The 18892-nt window shown below is 64.7% G+C and carries 18 protein-coding genes; 5 read left to right on the top strand and 13 right to left on the bottom strand.

Annotated features, from left to right (window positions below; translation table 11 throughout):
- Positions 1 to 128 precede the first annotated feature (128 nt).
- Entirely contained in the window at positions 129 to 788 is a 660-nt protein-coding gene (locus tag ABIB78_RS12110; RefSeq protein WP_429024484.1) for a YqgE/AlgH family protein, read from the bottom strand.
- Positions 789 to 924: 136 nt separating this feature from the next.
- Here ABIB78_RS12110 and ABIB78_RS12105 point away from each other — a divergent pair, with 136 nt between their 5' ends.
- Positions 925 to 1761, top strand: a complete 837-nt coding sequence (locus ABIB78_RS12105; protein WP_429024482.1) for a protein-disulfide reductase DsbD domain-containing protein — start codon at positions 925 to 927, stop codon at positions 1759 to 1761.
- A 168-nt stretch (positions 1762 to 1929) separates the two neighbouring features.
- Positions 1930 to 3306, top strand: a complete 1377-nt coding sequence (locus ABIB78_RS12100; RefSeq protein ID WP_429024480.1) for an oligosaccharide flippase family protein — start codon at positions 1930 to 1932, stop codon at positions 3304 to 3306.
- 128 nt (positions 3307 to 3434) lie between these two features.
- Here ABIB78_RS12100 and ABIB78_RS12095 read toward each other — a convergent pair whose 3' ends face one another.
- The 3 genes from ABIB78_RS12095 to ABIB78_RS12085 all read right to left on the bottom strand — a co-directional run bounded on the left by ABIB78_RS12095 (position 3435) and on the right by ABIB78_RS12085 (position 6063).
- A complete protein-coding gene (locus ABIB78_RS12095; RefSeq protein WP_106321122.1) occupies positions 3435 to 4223 on the bottom strand; it encodes a 3-hydroxybutyrate dehydrogenase in 789 nt (262 codons plus the stop codon).
- 12 nt (positions 4224 to 4235) lie between these two features.
- A complete protein-coding gene (locus ABIB78_RS12090) occupies positions 4236 to 5405 on the bottom strand; it encodes a DUF3734 domain-containing protein (protein ID WP_429024478.1) in 1170 nt (389 codons plus the stop codon).
- 160 nt (positions 5406 to 5565) lie between these two features.
- Positions 5566 to 6063, bottom strand: a complete 498-nt coding sequence (locus tag ABIB78_RS12085) for a CAP domain-containing protein (RefSeq protein ID WP_429024477.1) — start codon at positions 6061 to 6063, stop codon at positions 5566 to 5568.
- A 212-nt stretch (positions 6064 to 6275) separates the two neighbouring features.
- Between ABIB78_RS12085 and ABIB78_RS12080 the strand changes: the two genes are divergently transcribed.
- Positions 6276 to 6746: a YybH family protein gene (locus ABIB78_RS12080; protein WP_429024475.1), complete on the top strand. Its 471-nt coding sequence runs from the start codon at positions 6276 to 6278 to the stop codon at positions 6744 to 6746.
- Between the two features lie 223 nt (positions 6747 to 6969).
- Here the strand turns inward: ABIB78_RS12080 and ABIB78_RS12075 are convergent, their stop codons facing one another.
- The 9 genes from ABIB78_RS12075 to cysG all read right to left on the bottom strand — a co-directional run bounded on the left by ABIB78_RS12075 (position 6970) and on the right by cysG (position 15795).
- On the bottom strand, positions 6970 to 8019 hold the full coding sequence (locus ABIB78_RS12075; protein ID WP_429024474.1) for a sulfate/molybdate ABC transporter ATP-binding protein: 1050 nt from the start codon (positions 8017 to 8019) through the stop codon (positions 6970 to 6972).
- The gene (gene cysW / locus ABIB78_RS12070; protein WP_429024473.1) at positions 8009 to 8971 is read right to left on the bottom strand and encodes a sulfate ABC transporter permease subunit CysW; all 963 of its coding nucleotides are present in this window, start codon (positions 8969 to 8971) and stop codon (positions 8009 to 8011) included. The genes ABIB78_RS12075 and cysW overlap by 11 nt, the downstream gene beginning before the upstream one ends.
- Positions 8972 to 8980: 9 nt before the next feature.
- Positions 8981 to 9787 (bottom strand): sulfate ABC transporter permease subunit CysT, encoded by an 807-nt coding sequence (cysT, locus tag ABIB78_RS12065; protein ID WP_028342242.1) that lies wholly within the window; start codon positions 9785 to 9787, stop codon positions 8981 to 8983.
- A gap of 136 nt (positions 9788 to 9923) precedes the next feature.
- A complete protein-coding gene (locus ABIB78_RS12060) occupies positions 9924 to 10913 on the bottom strand; it encodes a sulfate ABC transporter substrate-binding protein (RefSeq protein ID WP_429024471.1) in 990 nt (329 codons plus the stop codon).
- 203 nt (positions 10914 to 11116) lie between these two features.
- Positions 11117 to 11818: a phosphoadenylyl-sulfate reductase gene (locus ABIB78_RS12055; protein WP_429024522.1), complete on the bottom strand. Its 702-nt coding sequence runs from the start codon at positions 11816 to 11818 to the stop codon at positions 11117 to 11119.
- Between the two features lie 26 nt (positions 11819 to 11844).
- Positions 11845 to 12360, bottom strand: a complete 516-nt coding sequence (locus ABIB78_RS12050; RefSeq protein ID WP_429024469.1) for a DUF934 domain-containing protein — start codon at positions 12358 to 12360, stop codon at positions 11845 to 11847.
- Positions 12347 to 14002 carry a nitrite/sulfite reductase gene (locus tag ABIB78_RS12045; protein ID WP_429024467.1) on the bottom strand — a complete coding sequence of 552 codons (1656 nt, stop codon included), beginning with the start codon at positions 14000 to 14002 and terminating at the stop codon, positions 12347 to 12349. The genes ABIB78_RS12050 and ABIB78_RS12045 overlap by 14 nt, the downstream gene beginning before the upstream one ends.
- Before the next feature lie 27 nt (positions 14003 to 14029).
- The gene (locus ABIB78_RS12040; RefSeq protein ID WP_092118898.1) at positions 14030 to 14347 is read right to left on the bottom strand and encodes a DUF2849 domain-containing protein; all 318 of its coding nucleotides are present in this window, start codon (positions 14345 to 14347) and stop codon (positions 14030 to 14032) included.
- Positions 14344 to 15795 (bottom strand): siroheme synthase CysG, encoded by a 1452-nt coding sequence (gene cysG / locus ABIB78_RS12035; RefSeq protein WP_429024465.1) that lies wholly within the window; start codon positions 15793 to 15795, stop codon positions 14344 to 14346. The genes ABIB78_RS12040 and cysG overlap by 4 nt, the downstream gene beginning before the upstream one ends.
- 247 nt (positions 15796 to 16042) lie before the next feature.
- On the opposite strand from cysG, the gene cysD reads away from it, so the two are divergent.
- The gene (cysD, locus tag ABIB78_RS12030; RefSeq protein WP_429024463.1) at positions 16043 to 16837 is read left to right on the top strand and encodes a sulfate adenylyltransferase subunit CysD; all 795 of its coding nucleotides are present in this window, start codon (positions 16043 to 16045) and stop codon (positions 16835 to 16837) included.
- A 43-nt stretch (positions 16838 to 16880) separates the two neighbouring features.
- Positions 16881 to 18800 (top strand): adenylyl-sulfate kinase, encoded by a 1920-nt coding sequence (cysC, locus tag ABIB78_RS12025; RefSeq protein ID WP_429024461.1) that lies wholly within the window; start codon positions 16881 to 16883, stop codon positions 18798 to 18800.
- Positions 18801 to 18892 lie beyond the last annotated feature (92 nt).

The raw sequence follows: 18892 nt of genomic DNA, 5'->3' as shown, positions 1-18892 counted from the left end.
TAACCGTCGCATCAACAGGCCGGACATATGGATGCAAGCGATCCGATCTACTCAAAAAGCTCTTGTGCCACGGGGGCCGTCCACATATGGGTCCCTGCTTTCGCAGGGACGACACCGTGGGTGTGGCGCTACGCGTGGCCCGCGTCGTTGGAGAGCATGCCGGCCTCGATGCCGATCTTGCGCAACGCACGCGCGTATTTCTCGTCGACGTCGGTGCCGAAGATCAGCTCCGGATCGGCATCGCAATGCAGCCAGCCATTGTGCTGGATCTCGTTCTCGAGCTGGCCCGGCGCCCAGCCGGCATAGCCGAGCGCGAGGATGGCGTGCTTGGGCCCGGCGCCCTTGGCGATCGCCTTCAGAATGTCGACGGTCGCGGTAAGCGAGATGCCGTCGTCGATGTTCAGCGTTGCGTCCTGAATGTAGAAGTCGCTGGAATGCAGCACGAAGCCGCGGCCGGTGTCGACCGGGCCGCCCTTCATCACCTTCATCATCTCGGCATTCTCGGGCAGCTGGATCTGGTCCGACTTCTCGATGATGTCGAGCTGCACCAGAAGGCCGGGGAAGTCGATGCTGCCGGCCGGGCGATTGACGATGATGCCCATCGCGCCCTCCGACGAATGGGCGCACATGTAAATCACGGAGCGCTCGAACCGCGGGTCATTCATGACAGGCATCGCGATCAGCATCTGGCCATCGAGATAGCCATCTTCGGTGGCATGGGGACCGACGGCCGGGCTTCTGCCGGCGGCGGTCTTGCGAGTCTTGCCTGTTTTGCCTTCAGGGCGCATCCGCAAAGGCCTTTCCTGCTGATTTGGCATCCTGATATTGGGTGGCCGTTCTGTCAATCAACCATCGGCCGCGGTGCGGCGATGCATCACAAGCAATTCAATGGTTTGCACCGAAAGTTGCAGGTAAAGACGTCTCATGATCGTCACAGTTCCCGTGCGTGCCGCATTTGGCGTTACCGCCATATTATCCGTCGCATTGATGGCAACGCAGGCCCGCGCCGACGACGCCTCGCCGTGGCAGCAGGACACGCATTCCGCGGTCAGGCTGCTCGCGGGATCGCGCAGTGGCGCGGTGCTGCTCGGCGGCATCGCCTTCCAGTTGCAGGACGGCTGGAAGACCTACTGGCGCACACCCGGCGATTCCGGCGTGCCGCCGCGGTTCGATTTCTCCAAGTCGGATAATGTCGATGCGGTCACGGTGATGTGGCCGGCGCCGCGCCGGTTCGACGACGGCGCCGGCGGCACCTCGCTCGGCTACAAGCACCAGGTGGTGCTGCCGCTGCGCATCGTCGCGAAAAATCCCGACAAGCCGCTGGTGTTGCGCGCCGACATCAGCTACGCGGTCTGCGAGAAGCTGTGCGTGCCGGTGGAAGCAAAGGCCGAGCTTGGGTTCGCGAGCGTGGCCTCGACCCAGGACGCGGCGCTGTCGGAAGCGCTCAACGCGGTGCCGAAGCCCGCCAATATCGGCGACCCCACCCCGTTCACGATCCGCGACGTCAAGCGCGACGGCAACAACGTGCTGGTCGATGTCACCGCGCCCGAGGTCAAGGATCTCAGCCTGTTCGTCGAGGGGCCGACGCCCGACTGGGCGCTGCCGGTGCCCAAGCTCGTCGAGCACGCGCCGCCGGGCGTGAAGCGTTTCAGCTTCGAACTCGACGGCCTGCCGCCCGGCGCCAAGGCGGACGGCGCCGCGCTGAAGCTGACGCTGGTCGGCGGCGACAAAAGCTACGAATTCAATATCAGTTTGAACTGACGCCGGCGCCGGGAACGCGCGCGATCGCGTGCCTGCCAGATGTGCGACCAGCGCGTCGGAAGTTCCTTGGCTGGACCTGCCCGGGTCGGCCCGTCCAACCCAATCTTAACGTTTCGTTGATAGATCGGGGGCCATTGCCGCCTAGCGGCGCTTTAGGAATTTTCCGCTTTGGCAGTGATGGAGACACAATCCGCAACGCCTGCGCCATCGGGCCCGGCCGCACGCCTGCGCGGCCTCGCCGCGCGCGCGCTCGGCGGCACCAAGGAGGCGTCGGTCACCAACCGCCTCGCCGGCACCATCTTCGTCATCCGCGTCATCAGCGCCGCCATCGCCTATCTCGCGCAGATCCTGCTGGCGCGCTGGATGAGCGGCTCCGACTACGGCATCTATGTCTATGTCTGGACCTGGGTGCTGCTGCTCGGGAGCACCATGGATTTCGGCATCGCGCCGTCCGCGCAGAAGATCATTCCGGAATATCGCGCGCGCGGCAACCTCGCCGCGCTGCGCGGCTTCCTCTCCGGCGGCCGCTGGATGGTGCTTGCGGCGTCCAGCACGGTCGCGATGCTGCTCGCCGGCGTGATCCACCTCGCCTCGCCCTGGATCGATCCGAATGCGGTCGTGCCGCTCTATGTCGGCTGCCTGACATTGCCGCCCTTCGTGGTCGCCAACACCCAGGACGGCATCTCGCGCGCGCACGACTGGATGCAGCTCGGCCTGATGCCGCAGTTCATCGTGCGGCAGGGACTGATCATCGCGCTAACCGCCGGCGCGCTGGCGCTCGGCCTCAATCTCGGCGCGACGGCTGCGATGATCGCGAGCGCCGCGGCAGTGTACATCGCGGCGATCGGCCAGATGATCGTGCTGAACCGCCGCCTCGCCGCCCATATCGGCCCGGGCGAGAAGACCTACGACGTCAAGGGCTGGTTCGCGATCTCGCTGCCGATCATGCTGGTCGAGAGCTTCTACCTGCTGCTCGGCTACACCGACGTGCTGATGCTGCAGCAATTCCGCTCCTCCGAGGAGGTCGGCATCTATTTCGCGGTGGTGAAGACGCTGGCGCTGGTGTCGTTCGTGCACTACGCGATGTCGGCGACCACGGCGCACCGCTTCGCCGAGTACAATGCGCTCGGCGACAAGGACCGGCTGTCGGCCTATGTCGCGCACGCCATCAGCTGGACGTTCTGGCCCTCGCTATTTGCGACCATCGCCCTGCTCGCGTTCGGCAAGCCGCTATTGTGGCTGTTCGGCCCGAAATTCGTCGACGGCTACAGCATCATGTTCGTCGCCGCGATCGGGCTTGTGGTGCGCTCGGCGATCGGGCCGGTCGAGCGCCTGTTGAACATGCTGGGACACCAGAGTATCTGCGCAACGGCTTATGCGGTGTCGTTCTTCATGAATGTCGGACTCTGCATCGCGCTCGTCCCGCGCTATGGCGGCATGGGCGCCGCCGCGTCGACCTCGCTGTCGCTGATCTTCGAGACGATCCTGTTGTTCTATGTGGTGCGCTCGCGCCTCGGGCTGCACGTGCTGGCGTTCGGGAAATAGCCTCGGTCTTGCCCGCGTCATGCCCGGACTCGTCCCGGGCATCCACGTCTTCAGAATCCATCGGCACCAAAGACGTGGATGGCCGGGACAAGCCCGGCCATGACGAACACCGAACTCAATGACGCGCGCTACTCCGCGGTCCAGCCGCCGTCGATCGAGAGATTGGCGCCGGTGATCTGTGCGGCATCGTCGCCGCACAGGAACAGCGCCAGCGCTGCGACCTGCTCCGAGGTGACGAACTCCTTGGTCGGCTGGGCGGCGAGCAGCACGTCCTTGATGACCTGCTCCTTGGTCATGTTGCGCGCCTTCATGGTCTCCGGAATCTGGTGCTCGACCAGCGGCGTCCAGACATAGCCAGGGCTGATGCAGTTGCAGGTGATCTTGAACTGCGCGAGTTCCAGCGCCGCGGTCTTGGTAAGGCCGGCGATGCCATGCTTGGCCGAGACATAGGCCGACTTGAACGGCGACGCGACCAGCGAATGCGCGGACGCCGTGTTGATGATACGGCCCCAGCCGCGCTTCTTCATGCCCGGCACTGCGGCACGGATGCCGTAGAACGCCGACGACAGATTGATCGCGATGATCGCTTCCCACTTCTCCGGCGGGAATTCCTCGATCGGCGACACGAACTGGATGCCGGCATTGTTGACCAGGATATCGACCGAGCCGAAGGTCTTTTCACCGAGCGCGATCATGTCGGCGATCTCGGCCGGTTTGGTCATGTCGGCCGGCGAATAGGCCGCCTTGACCTTGAAGTCGGTCTCGATGCCGGAACGCTCCTTCTCGATGTCGGCCGGCACACCCATGCCGTTGATGACGACATTGGCGCCGGCGCCGGCGAAGGCGCGCGCATAAGCCAATCCGATGCCGCTGGTCGAGCCGGTCACAACGGCGGTCTTGCCTGTCAACGTACCCATTATCGTTCGCTCCTATTTGCTTGCAGGGGGCGTGGGTTCGTCCCCCGTGAGGTCGTATGTCACCATGGTTTCCCCGGACTGAGGCCGTTCTAGCCATTCTTTGTGACGCATCGACAAATGCACGTCGCGAACGCCTGCGCCCCAGTGCTCGACCATCCCGACATGGGAGAAGTCGTAGTCCTTCGACGAGGACTCGTAGTTCTTGCTCTTGTAGATCAGGTGCACCACCGTGACGGTGTTTTCCCTGGAAGCCTTGCGCAGCAATTCGACCGACGGATCGTTCTGCAAGTAATCGGGCAGCTTGCCGATCAGGTCGCGCACCGCCATGCGGGCGTTGTGGATCTGCTTGTTCTTGTCGGTGTTCATCCGCGTCCGGCTCGAATAGCGGATGTCCTTTTCGCGCTCCGCGGCCTCCAGCAGCGTCTCCGGCAACGGCCCGCGCGCGCTGAACAGGTCGACCTGGAAAATCAGGAGATCCCGGTTGGTCTCCTCGTCGAGCACGAAGTCGAGCGGGGTGTTGGAGGCGATGCCGCCGTCCCAGTAATGCTCGCCCTCGATCACGACGGCGGGAAAGCCCGGCGGCAGCGCGCCAGAAGCCATGATGTGCTCGGGGCCGATCTTCTTGCCGAGCTTCTTGAACTCGTAATTGTCGAAATAGCGGAAATTGCCCGAGGTGACACCGACCGCGCCGACCGACAGCCGCGTCTTCAGATCGTTGATCCGGTCAAAGTCAACCAGCCGCTCCAGCGTCTTCTTCAGGGGCGCCGTGTCGTAATAACTCAACGATTGCGAGCTGCCGGGCGGCCACAGCGGCGCCGGCGGAATCCGCGGCGTGAAGAAGCCGGGCACGCCGAAGGTTGCGATGATGGCGGCGCTGGTTTCGTTGAACAGCGAACGGGCGCGCTCATGCTTGGAGATCGGATTCCACGGCACCGGCGCCGACACCATCTCCCAGAATTCCTTCAGCCGCGGCACGCGCTTGTCCGGCTCGTTGCCGGCGATGATCGCGGCATTGATGGCGCCGATCGAGATGCCGGCGATCCATTCCGGCTCGAAGCCCGCGTGACAGAGCGCCTGGAAGGCGCCGGCCTGATAGGAGCCCAGCGCGCCGCCGCCCTGAAGAACCAGCACCCGCTGCGCTAGCGCGGGCGTCGAAGCCGGCGCGGAATCCGAAGTATCCATTCGTTACCGTTCGGTCGGAAATGACTTGAGGAGCACCGTGGCGGCTGTTCGCCGCGGCGTCAATCAGCGAGATGGGTAGCTCTTTGTTTGAGCATGATCTTCTCGGAAAACCGCTTCACACTTTTCCGGATCATGCAAGATCACGCGGAATTTATCGAAATCAGGTTGCCGCAAGAATAAGCGTCCAGAACACCTTGTACTTGGTGTTGGGAGCATAGACGGCCGCGATGCCCATTTTTGTGACACCGCCCTTGAGCATATTGGCCTTGTGCGGCGGTGAATCGCGCCAACCCGAAAAGGCTTCCGCCAGCGTGTGATAGCCGGCCGAGATATTCTCGACCGCCACGGTCGCGGGATAGCCCCCGGCCTCCAGCCGTTTGCCGAGCGGAGCCTTCACGTCATGGTCCATCTTGTTGCGGGCGGCCATCGCCTGTGACTGCTGTTCGGCGAGCCTCGTCAGGTCAGGGTCGACCACCACGGTGCCGAGGCCGTTGTTCTGGCGGTATTGCGAGAACATGATCGCGGCGGCCTGGGCGTCCAGCACCGCGCCGGCCTGCGCCATATCCAGATACATCGCCGGTTGTTCCGGGATTTTGGTGTCCGCGGCGCAGCCGGCAAGCACCAGAAGCCCGAACAGGGCGACCGTCGTCCGTTTCACTAGTGAGAACCCCCAAAGTTGGCGCGCCGTTGTTGCATACCAACCGTGGCTGAATGGTGAACAGGGGCTAACTTTTGGCCGCCAAATGCCGTCATTGCTTAACGGTGCGCGACGCGACCCGCCGGCCGCATCCGGTCTTCGACCATCCCGTTGACACCATTGTGCGTTTCTGGCTCGGTCGGCCCAACCTAGCCGTCGGGTTGAGGAAGTTCATGAGCCAGGAAACAGCCCTGCCGATCGCCGATTCGACGACGACCCAATCGATCTTCGATTGGCTCGAGCGGTTCGCCGCCTGCGTCAGGGCCGTGGATTATGCTGCTGCCCGTCTGTTCTGGCATCCCGACATCATCTCTTTTGGCACCTACCAGGAACTCATCCGCGGCCGCACGCGCTGGACCGAGACGCAATGGGACAATGTCTGGCCTCGCACAGCGGACTTCGCCTTCGACCTCGACAACACGGTTGTGCTGGTCAGCGCCGACGGCAACATGGCGACGGTGATCACGCCCTGGACAAGCACCGGTTTCCATGCAGACGGAAGCCGGTTCGATCGGCCCGGGCGGGCGACCATCATCCTCGCGCGTCACGCCGACGGACATTGGCTCGGCATTCATTCCCACATGTCGCTGCAGCGGGGCGTACCTCAGGACAGCCACGGCAACCGGCCCGTCAAGGCCCGTTAGGCGCGTACTGTTTGCCGGTCACGGCAGCGCTTCATACAGGCCGCCCGGCTCCGGCGATCGCCTGCTTCTCCTTCCCCCCTCAAAGGCAGCAGGTCGGGATGGAGGACGGCCACGGGCAACTGCGGTTGTTATGGAGGCAGGATCCCCGCCCGCTTGCTCCGGCGAGCAAAGCGACCTCCCTCCTCCAAGGGGAGGTTCGGAAAGCGCTCCTGCGGTTGGGCCCCTATTCCTGGACTGCAAAAATCCGGTAGCGGCGGGGCTGCAGCGAGACGATTTCGCCGGCCTGCAGCTCACGGTCGCGCGGCGCGTCGATCTCGATCACGGTCTTGCCCTCACCGGCCGACAGGGTCACCTCGGCGCGCTGGATCGGACCGAAGGAACGGACATGCCGGATGGCGCCTTCCAGCACGCCGGTTCCCGCCGGACCGACCGCCATGTCGTGGCGGCGGACGAACAGCTTTGCCGCGCCGGACGCCGCACCCAACGCCGGAATGTTCAGAGGACGGCCATCCAGCCGCACCGCATTCCCGGCAATATCGACCGGAAGCACGATGGATTCGCCGATGAAGCCGTGCACGAACGCGGTCGCCGGATTGTCATAGACCTCGCCGGGCGAGCCGATCTGCTCGATCTTTCCCTTGTCCATGACCACGACGCGGTTGGCGACTTCGAGCGCCTCCTCCTGGTCGTGGGTGACGAAGATCGAGGTGACGTGAATCTCGTTGTGCAGCGAGCGCAGCCATTGCCGGAGCTCCTTGCGCACCTTGGCATCGAGCGCGCCGAACGGCTCGTCGAGCAGCAGGATGCGCGGCTCGATCGCAAGCGCACGCGCCAAGGCTATGCGCTGGCGCTGGCCGCCGGACAATTGGCTGGGATAACGGTTGGCCAGCCAGTCGAGCTGCACCAGATCGAGCAAGTTCTTGACGCGGGCGCGGATCGTCGCCTCGTCCTTGCGGATCGCGCGCGGCTGCACGCGCAGGCCGAACGCGACGTTCTCGAATACCGTCATGTGGCGGAACAGCGCGTAGTGCTGGAACACGAAGCCGACCTGACGCTCGCTCGCGCCGCGCGAGAGCGCATTCTCGCCGTCGATCGCGACCTCGCCCGAGTCAGGCCAGTCCAGCCCCGCGATGATCCGCAGCAGCGTCGTCTTGCCGGAGCCGGACGGACCGAGCAGCGCCAGCAGCTCGCCGTCGGCGACCTTGAGATCGACATTGTCCAGCGCGGCAAAGCTGCCGAACGTCTTTACGATATTCTTGACTTCAATCGCCATCGGGCACCTCTGGCTCGTCCAGCTGCCGCTCGAGAACGGTCTTCGCCACCAGCGTGATCAACGCCAGCATCGCAAGCAGCGACGCGATCGCGAACGACGCGACAAACTGATATTCGTTGTAGAGGATCTCGACCAGCAGCGGCATCGTGTTGGTCTCGCCGCGGATGTGGCCGGAGACGACGGATACCGCGCCGAACTCGCCCATCGCGCGCGCGTTGCAGAGCAGGACGCCGTAGAGCAGGCCCCATTTGATATTGGGCAGCGTGACGCGGAAGAAGGTCTGCAGGCCGGACGCGCCGAGCGAGATCGCCGCCTCCTCTTCCTGGGTGCCCTGCTCCTGCATCAGCGGGATCAGCGCGCGCGCCACGAACGGAAAGGTGACGAAGATCGTCGCCAGCGCGATGCCGGGCACCGCGAACAGGATGTGGACGTTGTGGGCCTGCAGCCACGGCCCGAAATAGCCCTGCGCGCCGAACAGCAGCACGAAGACCAGGCCTGAGATCACGGGCGAGACCGAGAACGGCAGGTCGATCAGCGTGATCAGGAAGGTCTTGCCGGTGAATTCGAATTTCGAGATCGCCCAGGCTGCGACCACGCCGAACACGAGATTGAGCGCGACCGAGATCGCGGCGATCAGCACCGTCAGCTTGATCGCGGCCAGTGCTTCAGGTTCGGCCAGCGCGGCCAGATATGCGCCAATGCCTTTCGAGAAGGCCGACGCAAACACGACGACCAGCGGCAGTACCACGAATACGCTGAGGAAGGTGATCGCGAGCGCAATGATGATGAAGCGGATCGGGCCCGGCTCGGTGCGCAGGTTGCGCTGCGCCGCGGCCGGCTCCGCACGCGCGATCTCGAGCCGCGGCGCCGGAGCCGCAACGCTGACGTCGGTCGCGGGCACGTAGGTCCGCAGTTGCGTGGTCGAGGTCGCCAATCCCGTCTGCATCGACATCTTGAGACCTCAATGCACGGGAATGCGGGCTTGCGCCCAGCGCTGCAGCCGGTTGATCAGGAAGATGATCAGGAACGAAGCCACCAGCATCACGACCGCGATCGCGGTGGCGTCGGCATAACGGAATTCGGACAGCCTGATCACGATCAAGAGCGGTGCGATCTCGGAGACATTGGGCAGATTGCCGGCGATGAAAATTACCGATCCGTATTCACCGATGGCACGGGCAAAGGCGAGCGCGAAGCCGGTGAGCAGCGCCGGGATCAGGCTCGGCAGGATGACGCGGAACACCGTGTGCCAGCGATTGGCGCCAAGGCTCGCCGCCGCTTCCTCGATCTCGGGATCGAGATCGATCAGCACCGGCTGCACCGTGCGCACCACGAAGGGAATGCCGATGAAGATCATCGCGATGAAGATGCCGATCGGCGTGAACGCGACCTTGATGCCGAGCTCGGCGAGCGGCGCGCCGAGCCAGCCCTTCTGGGCGAACAGCTGCGTCAGCGCGACGCCGGCGACCGCCGTCGGCAAGGCGAACGGAATGTCGACGATGGCGTCAAACAGCCGCCGGCCCGGAAAGCGATAGCGCACCAGCGCCCAGACGATGATGGTGCCCATCACCAGATTGACGCATGCGGCTGCGAACGAAAGCCCAAACGAAATCTTCAGGGCATTCAGCGTGCGGCGGCTGGTAATGATGCCCCAGAACTGATCGAGGCTGAGCTCGAACGTCTTGAGGAACAGCGCCGCCAGCGGAATCAGGATGATAACGGAGAGCCATGTCAGGGTCAGTCCCATGGTGAGACCGAACCCCGGCAGAGTACTGCGCCGTGCTACCGCTGTGCTCACAATTCCCCCTGTTCGACCAGAAGCGCGACCGATCGCGCCTCACATTCTTGTTTGCGCATGATCTTTTCGGAAAACCGCGTCACACTTTTCCGGATCATGCGCGAGATCAGTTCTTGTAGATCTGATCAAAGATGCCGCCCTCAGCGAAGTGCTCCTTCTGCGCCTTGGTCCAACCACCAAAAACGTCGTCGATGGTGAAAAGTTCAACCTTGGCGAAGGATTTTTCGTACTCCTTGGCGATCTCGGGATCGCGCGGCCGGTAGGAGTTGCGCGCGGCGATCTCCTGGCCCTCCTTGGTGTACCAATACTTCAGATAGGCTTCGGCGACCGCGCGGGTGCCCTTCCTGTCGGCGACCGCGTCAACCACGGCGACCGGCGGCTCGGCGAGTATCGACTGCGCCGGCGCCACGATCTCGAACTTGTCCTGGCCGAATTCGCGTTGCGCCAGAAAGGCCTCGTTCTCCCACGCCAGCAGCACGTCGCCGACGCCGCGCTCGACGAAGGTGACGGTCGAGCCGCGGGCACCGGTGTCGAGCACCGGCACGTTCTGGTAGAGGTCGGCGACGAACTTCTTCGCCTTGTCGGCCGAGCCGAACTTCTTCTGCGCGTAGCCCCAGGCGGCCAGATAGTTCCAGCGCGCGCCGCCTGAGGTCTTCGGGTTCGGCGTGATCACGCTGACGCCGGGTTTGATCAAATCATCCCAATCCTTGATGCCCTTGGGATTGCCCTTGCGGACCAGGAACACGATGGTCGAGGTGTAGGGCGAGGCGTTGAGCGGCAGCCGCTTCTGCCAGTCGGCGGCGAGAAGGCCCTTGCCCGCGATCGCATCGATGTCATAGGCGAGCGCCAGCGTCACGATGTCCGCCTGCAATCCGTCGATCACCGAGCGCGCCTGCGAGCCCGAGCCGCCATGCGACTGCTTGATCTCGACGCTCTTGCCGGTTTCCTTCTGATAGGCTGCGGCAAACGCCTTGTTGAAATCGACATAGAGTTCGCGCGTCGGATCGTAGGACACGTTGAGCAGCGAATAGTCGGCCGCAAAGGCCGAGCTCGCCCACAACAATCCCGCGACCAGCGGCAGCATACGACGGATCATTTCTGTCTCCATTCAACCTGAGAATGTCAGGGAACACGCAAGACATAACTCACGGTGAAGTGGTCTTAAGTCAACGAAACCGGTTTTCTTTGTTTTCAACGGCGCAGCGCGCTTGTGCTACGAACTTGCCGCACTGCGAAGGCTTTGTCGCGTCGCCAAGTCGCGATGAATCGTCATCGCGCTTGAGCGCCCTGCTTCATGCTCTACGACATCTTCATCGTGTGGATGCCGCACTCAGTCTTCGTCCGGCCACGCCAGCGGCCGTCGCGCGCATCCTCGCCGGCTGCGGACCGGCTGCTGCAAGGCATACACCCGACCGACTGATATCCCGATGCGACAAGTGGATGCGGCGGCAGTCTGCCGAGCGTGTAGATCGCCTCGATCTCCTCGCGGGAGACATTGGCGAACGGATTGAATTTCAGCCTGGTCCCGTCGTCCTCGACGACGGGGATATCGGCACGGGCGCCGCCCTGGAAACGCTTGCGGCCGTTGATCCAGCCGGCGAACGGCTTTAGCGCACGCGCCAGCGGCTCTACCTTGCGGATGCGGCAGCAGGCATCGGGATCGGTGAACCACAATTCGCGATCCGGATCCTGGCGCGACAGCGCCTGCTCGTCAGGCTTGATCGAGCGCACATCGGTGAGGCCGAGCGTCTTGATCAGCGTGTCGCGATAGGCCAGCGTTTCCTCGAACAGCCAGCCGGTGTCGAGGAAGACCACCGGGATCGCCGGATCGACGTCCGCCATCACCTTGAGCAGCGCGGCGGACTCGGTGCCGAACGACGACACCAGCGCCAGCTTCTCGCGGCCGACCGCCTTCAGCGCGGCCGCGATCACCTCGGCGGGCGATGCCGTGCGCAGCGCGCGATCGAGCGCATCGGCGGCGGGCAATGCGCCCGGCACCATTGCGGCGAGCTCTGGTGCAACCGTGCTCACTGGCCCGCGCTCTCCGAGTGACGCAACTGCATGCGGCGGTTGAGCGCGGTGACGCGGCCATCGCCGGTCGGTTGGTAGAACACCGAATAGCGCTTCATGGTCGCGGCAAAGGCATGGGCGTCGGCGTCCTTCTTCACCTCGAAAGCGTCGAAGCCGGCGCGTGTCATGAACACGAACTGGTCGCGCAGGATCTGCCCGGTGGCGCGCAGCTCGCCGTCATAGCCGTAGCGCTCGCGCAACAGCCGCGCCTGGCTGTAGGCGCGGCCGTCGCGGAAGGTCGGGAACACCAGCGCGACCGAGGCCAAACGATCGAGATGCGGCACGAGATCCTCGAGATTGCGGTTGTTCGGCCAGACCACGCCGGTTTTGCCGGGCCGGCGCAGCAGCGCCTCCGGATCGGCGAGAAAGCGCTCGGCCGTCACCAGCACCGCGCCGTCGCCTGGCAGTTCGGCGCCGTCGGCGACATGGACGAACAGATCGGTCGTGATTCTTCCCTGCTTAACGAGTGGCATAGACCCGCTCCCTGAAAGGCTCGACGCCCAGACGCTTCACCGTATCGACGAACAATTCCTCGGGACGGTCGCGCAGCGCGAGATAGGCTTCGACAATGTCTTCGATGACGTCGGCGACTTCCGCATAGGGAACGGCCGGGCCGATCAAGGTGCCCATCTGCGCGTTCTCGTCGGCGCGGCCGCCGATCGTGATCTGGTAGAATTCCTCACCGTTCTTCTCGACGCCGAGAATGCCGATGTGGCCGACATGGTGATGGCCGCAGGCATTGATGCAGCCGGAGATGTTGATGTGGAGCCGGCCGATCAGGCCGGCGGTGTCGTGGTTGGCGAAACGCCGCGTCAGCTCCTGCGCGATCGGGATCGAACGCGCGTTGGCCAGCGAGCAGTAGTCCAGCCCCGGGCAGGCGATGATGTCGGTCACCAAATTGACGTTCGGCGTCGCGAGGCCGAGCCGATCGAGCGCCTTGAACAGCTGGGGCAGATCGCGCTTGGCGACGTGCGGCAGCGCCAGATTCTGCTCATGGCCGACGCGGATCTCGCCGAACGAATATTTGTCGGCGAGGTCGGCGACCGCGTCCATCTGCTCGGCGGTGGCGTCGCCGGGCGGACCGCCGACCGGCTTCAGCGACAGCGTCACGATCGAATAGCCCTGCACCTTGTGCGGCGACACCGAGTTCTTGCGCCAGCGCTCGAACAGCGGGTCATGGGCGGCCTGCTTCAGTTCGTCCGGCATGTGCGGCAGCTTTTCGTAGGCCGGATAGGCGAAGCGCGAGCGGACCTCCTCGATGGCGGCGTGGTCGAGCGTCAGCCCGACATCGCCCATCGCCTTCCACTCCTCGTCGACTTCCTTGGCGAACTTCTCGATGCCGAGCTCGTGCACCAGGATCTTGATGCGCGCCTTGTAGATGTTGTCGCGGCGGCCGTACTGGTTGTAGACGCGCAGGATCGCCTCGATGTAGCTCAGGATATCGCGGCCGGGGACGAACGGCTTGATGGTCTTGGCGATGAACGGGGTGCGGCCGAGGCCGCCGCCAACCAGCACCTCGAAACCGGTCTCGCCGTCGGCATTCTTGTGCAGGCGCAGCCCGATGTCGTGGATTTTGATCGCGGCGCGATCGTGCTCGGCAGCGGTAATGGCGATCTTGAACTTGCGCGGCAGGAACGAGAATTCCGGATGCAGCGTGGTGTGCTGGCGGATCAGCTCCGACCAGATGCGCGGATCCTCGATCTCGCCCGGCGCGACGCCGGCCCACTGGTCCGAGGTGACGTTGCGCATGTTGTTGCCGGAGGTCTGCATCGCGTGGATGCCGACCTCGGCGAGATCGGACAGCGCATCCGGCAGCTCGGCGAGCTTGATCCAGTTGAACTGGATATTCTGCCGCGTGGTGAAGTGGCCGTAGCCGCGGTCGTAGCGGCGCGCGACATGGGCGAAGCGGCGCAGCTGCTTCGACGACAGCGTGCCGTAGGGGATCGCGACGCGGAACATGTAGGCGTGCAGCTGCAGGTAAACGCCGTTCTGCAGGCGCAGGATCTTGAATTCGTCCTCGGTGAGCTCGCCGGAAAGGCGGCGCTTCACCTGGTCGCGGAATTCCGAAACACGCTCGTTGATCAGCGTGCGGTCGAGTTCGTCATATGCATACATAATGGATGAACCTTACGCCGGCGCGCCTTACGCGGGGACCTGGAGATCGATGGTGACGCCCTTGGCGCGGATATGTTCGCGGAGATTGCCCGGCTTGACCTTGCCGCCGTCCTTGAGCTCGACCGGCGCGATATAGGGCCCGACCGCGCCGACGTCGTCGGCAGTGGCTTCGGCCAGCAGCGCGCGCGCATCGTCCGAGGTGCTGACGACCGCGGAATCGGCGAGTTCGGTGGACCAGCCTTGTTTGGCGGTCCGGTACACGACGGCGCCATCCCAAGTGCGGTTGGCGGTCACCACCGAGGGGCCTGTGATCCTGATTTTCTTCTGTTCGAGCGGAGAGGTCATTCGGCAGCTTTCAGCAGTTCGGAGAACATCTGGTTGGAGAACAGTTGGGTGACGTTGGATCGGCTCCAGGGCGCGGAATGCGCGACCACATCGCCAATGATGAGAATGGCGGGACCGCCATCGACCTGCTTGACCAGCTCGGGCAGCCGCGCCAGCGTGCCGACCGCGGCCTTGGTGTCCGGCCGCGTCACGCGCGCGAACACGCCGACCGGCGTCTCCGGCGAGCGGCCCGCGGCCAGCATCCCTTCGCGGATAGCGGGCGCCGCGGTCATGCCCATGTAGACGACGACGGTCATCTTCTTGTCGGTCAACACCGACCAGTCGACCACTTCGGCATCGCGCGCCTTGTGCGCGGTGAGGAAGGTGACGCGCAGTGCCTCGTGCCGGAAGGTCAGCGGCACCTCGAATTGCGCGGCCGCGCCAAGACCGGCGGAGACACCCGGAACAATGGAATAGGCGACGCCGGCCTCGCGCAGCGCCTCGATTTCCTCGCCGCCGCGGCCGAAGATAAAGGGATCGCCGCCCTTGAGCCGCACCGCGCGCTGACCCGACTGCGCGGCCTCGATCATCAGGCGGTTGATGGCGTCCTGGCCGATGCCGGGCTTGCCGACACGGCGGCCGACCGCGATCCGCGTGGCATCGCGCCGGATGCGGTCGAGAATTTCAGGCGACACGAGTTCGTCATAGAACACGACGTCAGCGTCTTGCAGCGCGCGCAGCGCTTTCACCGTGAGCAGGTCCGGATCACCGGGACCAGCGCCAACCAGCGTGACATGGCCAACGGCCTTGCCGTCGGTATCAGCACCGGCGAATGCGGCGGGATCGGTGATCGCGTTCAGCGCCCGCTCGGCCTCGTCGTTGCGGCCGGCCAGCACCAGCGCGCCGATCGGCCCATCGACGATGCGCTCCCAAAAGCGGCGGCGCAGCGGAAACTCTTCGATCCGCGCATGGATCGATTTGCGGACGCGGCCGATGAAGCCGGCGAGATCGCCGATCCGCGCCGGCAGCACCGCCTCGATGCGCTCGCGGATGCGTCGCGCCACCACCGGCGACGTGCCGCCGGTGCCGACGGCGACCACGACATCGCCGCGATCGACGATCGCAGGCATGATGAAGGTGGAATGCACGAGGTCGTCCATCACGTTGACCGGCAGGCCAATCGCCTTGGCGCGCACCGACATCGCAACACCGACGTCGCCTGCGCCGGCGCAGAGAACGGCGATGACATCGGAGAGATCGGCTGCGAGCGGATCGCCTCCCGCGCGTTCGACGCGCGCGGCATCCTCCGCGGCGATGCCGGCGAACTCATGATCGCCGTCGGTCGCGTACCAACGAACTGCGGCGCCGGCGGCTGCGAGCAGCCGCAATTTGGCGCGCACGAGGTCGCCCGCTCCAACGAGCAGCACCTTGCCGCTTTGCAGATCCAGAAACACGGGCAGATATCGCATCAGACACTCGCTTCCCCAACTTGGGGGTTGACTGAAATTATTTTCTATTTATCTCTCGATCAAGGCCAGCAAAGAGAAAATTATTTCTTCTCTATTGCAGCGCAACTTTAGAATTTTCACCTCCACAGGCCAAGGCCGATAGATGCATCTTCTCGACAAAGATTCCGCCGCCGCCGGATTACGCTCCGCAGCCCTTGCACAAGCATCTTCCGTGCCGGGAATTCCGGCCAATCAGGCCCCTCCGTCGATGGACCATCTCGACGAACTGGAGGCGCAGAGCATCTACATTTTGCGCGAGGCGTTCGCCCGGCTGAAGAAGCTCGCGCTGCTGTGGTCGCTCGGCAAAGATTCCAACGTGATGATCTGGCTGGCACGCAAGGCGTTCTTCGGCCGCGTCCCGTTCCCGGCGTTGCACGTCGACACCGGCAAGAAGTTTCCGGAGATGTATGCGTTCCGCGATCGCTTCGGCAAGGAATGGGATCTCGACCTGCGCGTCGAGCCGTGCCCGCCGATCGATAGCGTCGACCCGACCCTGCCGCCGGCCGCGCGCTCCGCCGCGCGCAAGACCGAAGGGCTGAAGCTCGCGCTCAACAAGTTCGGCTTTGACGGCTTGATCGCCGGCATCCGCCGCGACGAGGAGGCGACGCGCGCCAAGGAGCGCGTGTTCTCGCCGCGCGGGACCGAGGGCGGATGGGACGTCCGCGACCAGCCGCCGGAGTTCTGGGACCAGTTCAACGCCTCGCCGCCGCAGGGCGCGCATTTGCGCATCCATCCGATCCTGCATTGGACCGAGGCCGACATCTGGGCTTACACCAAGCGCGAGAATATCCCGATCATCCCGCTCTATCTCGCCAAGGACGGCAAGCGCTATCGCTCGCTGGGCGATCAGGACATTACCAACCCTGTCGCCTCGACCGCATCCAATATCGACGAGATCCTCACCGAGCTCGACGGCACCAAGATCCCGGAGCGCGCCGGCCGCGCGCTCGACCACGAGACCGAGGATGCGTTCGAGCGGCTGCGTGTCGCCGGCTATCTCTGATCAACACGCAACATCTGGCTTCCCAATTCGTGCGAGCGTTCCGATGAACATGATCCTTCCCACCGCCTCGATCTCGGCAACGCCCAACGGCACGACGCGGCCGCAAGTGCGCATCGTCATCGTCGGCCATGTCGATCACGGCAAGTCGACGCTGGTGGGACGCCTGCTGCATGAGACTGGCAGCCTGCCGGACGGCAAGCTGGAAATGCTGAAGGCGGTCAGCGCGCGGCGCGGCATGCCGTTCGAGTGGTCGTTCCTGCTCGACGCGCTGCAGACCGAGCGCGACCAGGGCATCACAATCGACACCACCCAGATCCGCTTCCGGACCCGCTCGCGCGACGTCGTGCTGATCGACGCGCCCGGCCACGCAGAGTTTTTGCGCAACATGATCACCGGCGCCTCGCAGGCCGACGGTGCTGTGCTGATCATCGACGCGCTTGAGGGCGTGCGCGACCAGACCCGCCGTCACGGCTATCTCTTGCATCTGCTCGGCGTGAAGCAGGTCGCGGTCGTCGTCAACAAGATGGACCGCGTCGAGTTCAGTGCCGACCGCTTCAAGGAGATCAGCGACGAGATTTCCGCGCATCTGATCGGCCTCGGCGTGCGCCCTTCGGCGGTGATCCCGATCTCGGCGCGCGACGGCGACGGCGTTGCCGAGCGCACGTCGCGGATCGACTGGTACAAGGGACCGACCGTGGTCGATGCGCTCGATGCGCTCGAGCCGGCACGGCCGCTGGTGGAGCTGCCGCTGCGGCTGCCGGTGCAGGCGATCTACAAGTTCGACGACCGCCGCATCGTGGCGGGCCGCGTCGAGTCGGGCAGCCTGAAGGCGGGCGACGAGATCGTCATCATGCCCACCGGCAAGATCGCGAAGATCAGGACGGTCGAGAGCTGGCCGGTGACGCCGGTGCAGGGACCACAGGGCGCGGGGCGCTCGGTCGGCATCACGCTCGATCGCGAGCTCTTCCTCGAGCGCGGCGACATCATCGGACACAGCGGGCAGAGCCCGCGCGACACCCGCCGCATCCGCGCGCGGATCTTCTGGCTGCACGACAAGCCGCTCACCAAGGGCGAGCAGATCCTGATCCGGCTCGGCACCAAGGAAAGCCGCGCCACCGTGGTCGCGATCGAAAAAGCCATCGATCCAGGCGCGCTGTCCAACGAAGAGAATAGCGCGATCGCGCGCAACCATGTCGGCGAGATCGACATCTCGCTGGCGCAGCCGGTTGCGACCGATCCCCACACCGACAATCCGCGTACCGGCCGCCTCGTGATCGAGGTCAACGGCCGCATCGCCGGCGGCGGCCTCGTGCTGTCGGTCGACGCCGGCCGGCCTGCGGTGCCGGTCGATATCGTGCCGGTGGAGTCAGCGCTGCGGCCGGACGAGCGCTCGGCGCGCTACCACCACAATGGCGCGGTGATCTGGCTGACCGGCCTCCCCGGTTCGGGCAAGTCGACACTGGCGCGGGCGCTGGAACGGCGCCTGTTCGGCAATGGCGGTTCGCCGATCCTGCTCGACGGCGACACCTTCCGCGCCGGGCTCAACAGCGATCTCGGCTTCTCGCCACAGGATCGCACTGAGAACATCCGCCGCCTCGCCGAGGTCGCGACCCATCTCGCGCGCAACGGCCATATCGCCATCGTTGCCGCGGTCTCGCCGGCGGCCGCCGATCGTGCGGCAGCTCGCCGCATCGCCGACAGCGCGTTCCGCGAAATTTATGTCGCCACTCCGGCCGAGGTCTGCGAGACCCGCGATCCCAAGGGTCATTACGCCAAGGCTCGCGCCGGCACGCTGCAGGGCTTCACCGGCATCGGCAACGATTATCAGCCGCCGACCGGCAACGAGTTGACCATCGACACCTCGAACCGCTCGGTTACTGAGGCCACCGACGAGATCGAGCGGATGCTGGCCACGACCGGCGTCCTGTTCGACGAACCGACCGACCTCGCGGCGAATATCTGACCCTGTTCGCCTGTCATCGCCCGGCTTGTCCGGGCGATCCAGTATTCCAGAGACAGCAATTGTTGAGCCGATGGGCCGCGGCGTACTGGATG

Origin of the sequence: Bradyrhizobium sp. I1.14.4 (genome assembly GCF_050435825.1) — a bacterium.
Lineage (GTDB): Bacteria > Pseudomonadota > Alphaproteobacteria > Rhizobiales > Xanthobacteraceae > Bradyrhizobium.
The sequence above is the reverse complement of the archived record's forward strand: the minus strand, read 5'-3'. Positions and strand labels throughout refer to the sequence as shown.

Coding starts and splice junctions, on each gene's coding strand:
- ABIB78_RS12090 (WP_429024478.1), bottom strand. CDS start 5,405: ATGGATACTTCGGATTCCGCGCCGGCTTCGACGCCCGCGCTAGCGCAG.
- ABIB78_RS12040 (WP_092118898.1), bottom strand. CDS start 14,347: ATGACCTCTCCGCTCGAACAGAAGAAAATCAGGATCACAGGCCCCTCG.
- ABIB78_RS12080 (WP_429024475.1), top strand. CDS start 6,276: ATGAGCCAGGAAACAGCCCTGCCGATCGCCGATTCGACGACGACCCAA.
- cysC (WP_429024461.1), top strand. CDS start 16,881: ATGAACATGATCCTTCCCACCGCCTCGATCTCGGCAACGCCCAACGGC.
- ABIB78_RS12110 (WP_429024484.1), bottom strand. CDS start 788: ATGCGCCCTGAAGGCAAAACAGGCAAGACTCGCAAGACCGCCGCCGGC.
- ABIB78_RS12055 (WP_429024522.1), bottom strand. CDS start 11,818: ATGGTGCCGGGCGCATTGCCCGCCGCCGATGCGCTCGATCGCGCGCTG.
- cysG (WP_429024465.1), bottom strand. CDS start 15,795: ATGCGATATCTGCCCGTGTTTCTGGATCTGCAAAGCGGCAAGGTGCTG.
- ABIB78_RS12045 (WP_429024467.1), bottom strand. CDS start 14,002: ATGTATGCATATGACGAACTCGACCGCACGCTGATCAACGAGCGTGTT.
- ABIB78_RS12050 (WP_429024469.1), bottom strand. CDS start 12,360: ATGCCACTCGTTAAGCAGGGAAGAATCACGACCGATCTGTTCGTCCAT.
- cysW (WP_429024473.1), bottom strand. CDS start 8,971: ATGTCGATGCAGACGGGATTGGCGACCTCGACCACGCAACTGCGGACC.
- ABIB78_RS12105 (WP_429024482.1), top strand. CDS start 925: ATGATCGTCACAGTTCCCGTGCGTGCCGCATTTGGCGTTACCGCCATA.
- ABIB78_RS12075 (WP_429024474.1), bottom strand. CDS start 8,019: ATGGCGATTGAAGTCAAGAATATCGTAAAGACGTTCGGCAGCTTTGCC.
- ABIB78_RS12095 (WP_106321122.1), bottom strand. CDS start 4,223: ATGGGTACGTTGACAGGCAAGACCGCCGTTGTGACCGGCTCGACCAGC.
- cysD (WP_429024463.1), top strand. CDS start 16,043: ATGGACCATCTCGACGAACTGGAGGCGCAGAGCATCTACATTTTGCGC.
- ABIB78_RS12060 (WP_429024471.1), bottom strand. CDS start 10,913: ATGATCCGTCGTATGCTGCCGCTGGTCGCGGGATTGTTGTGGGCGAGC.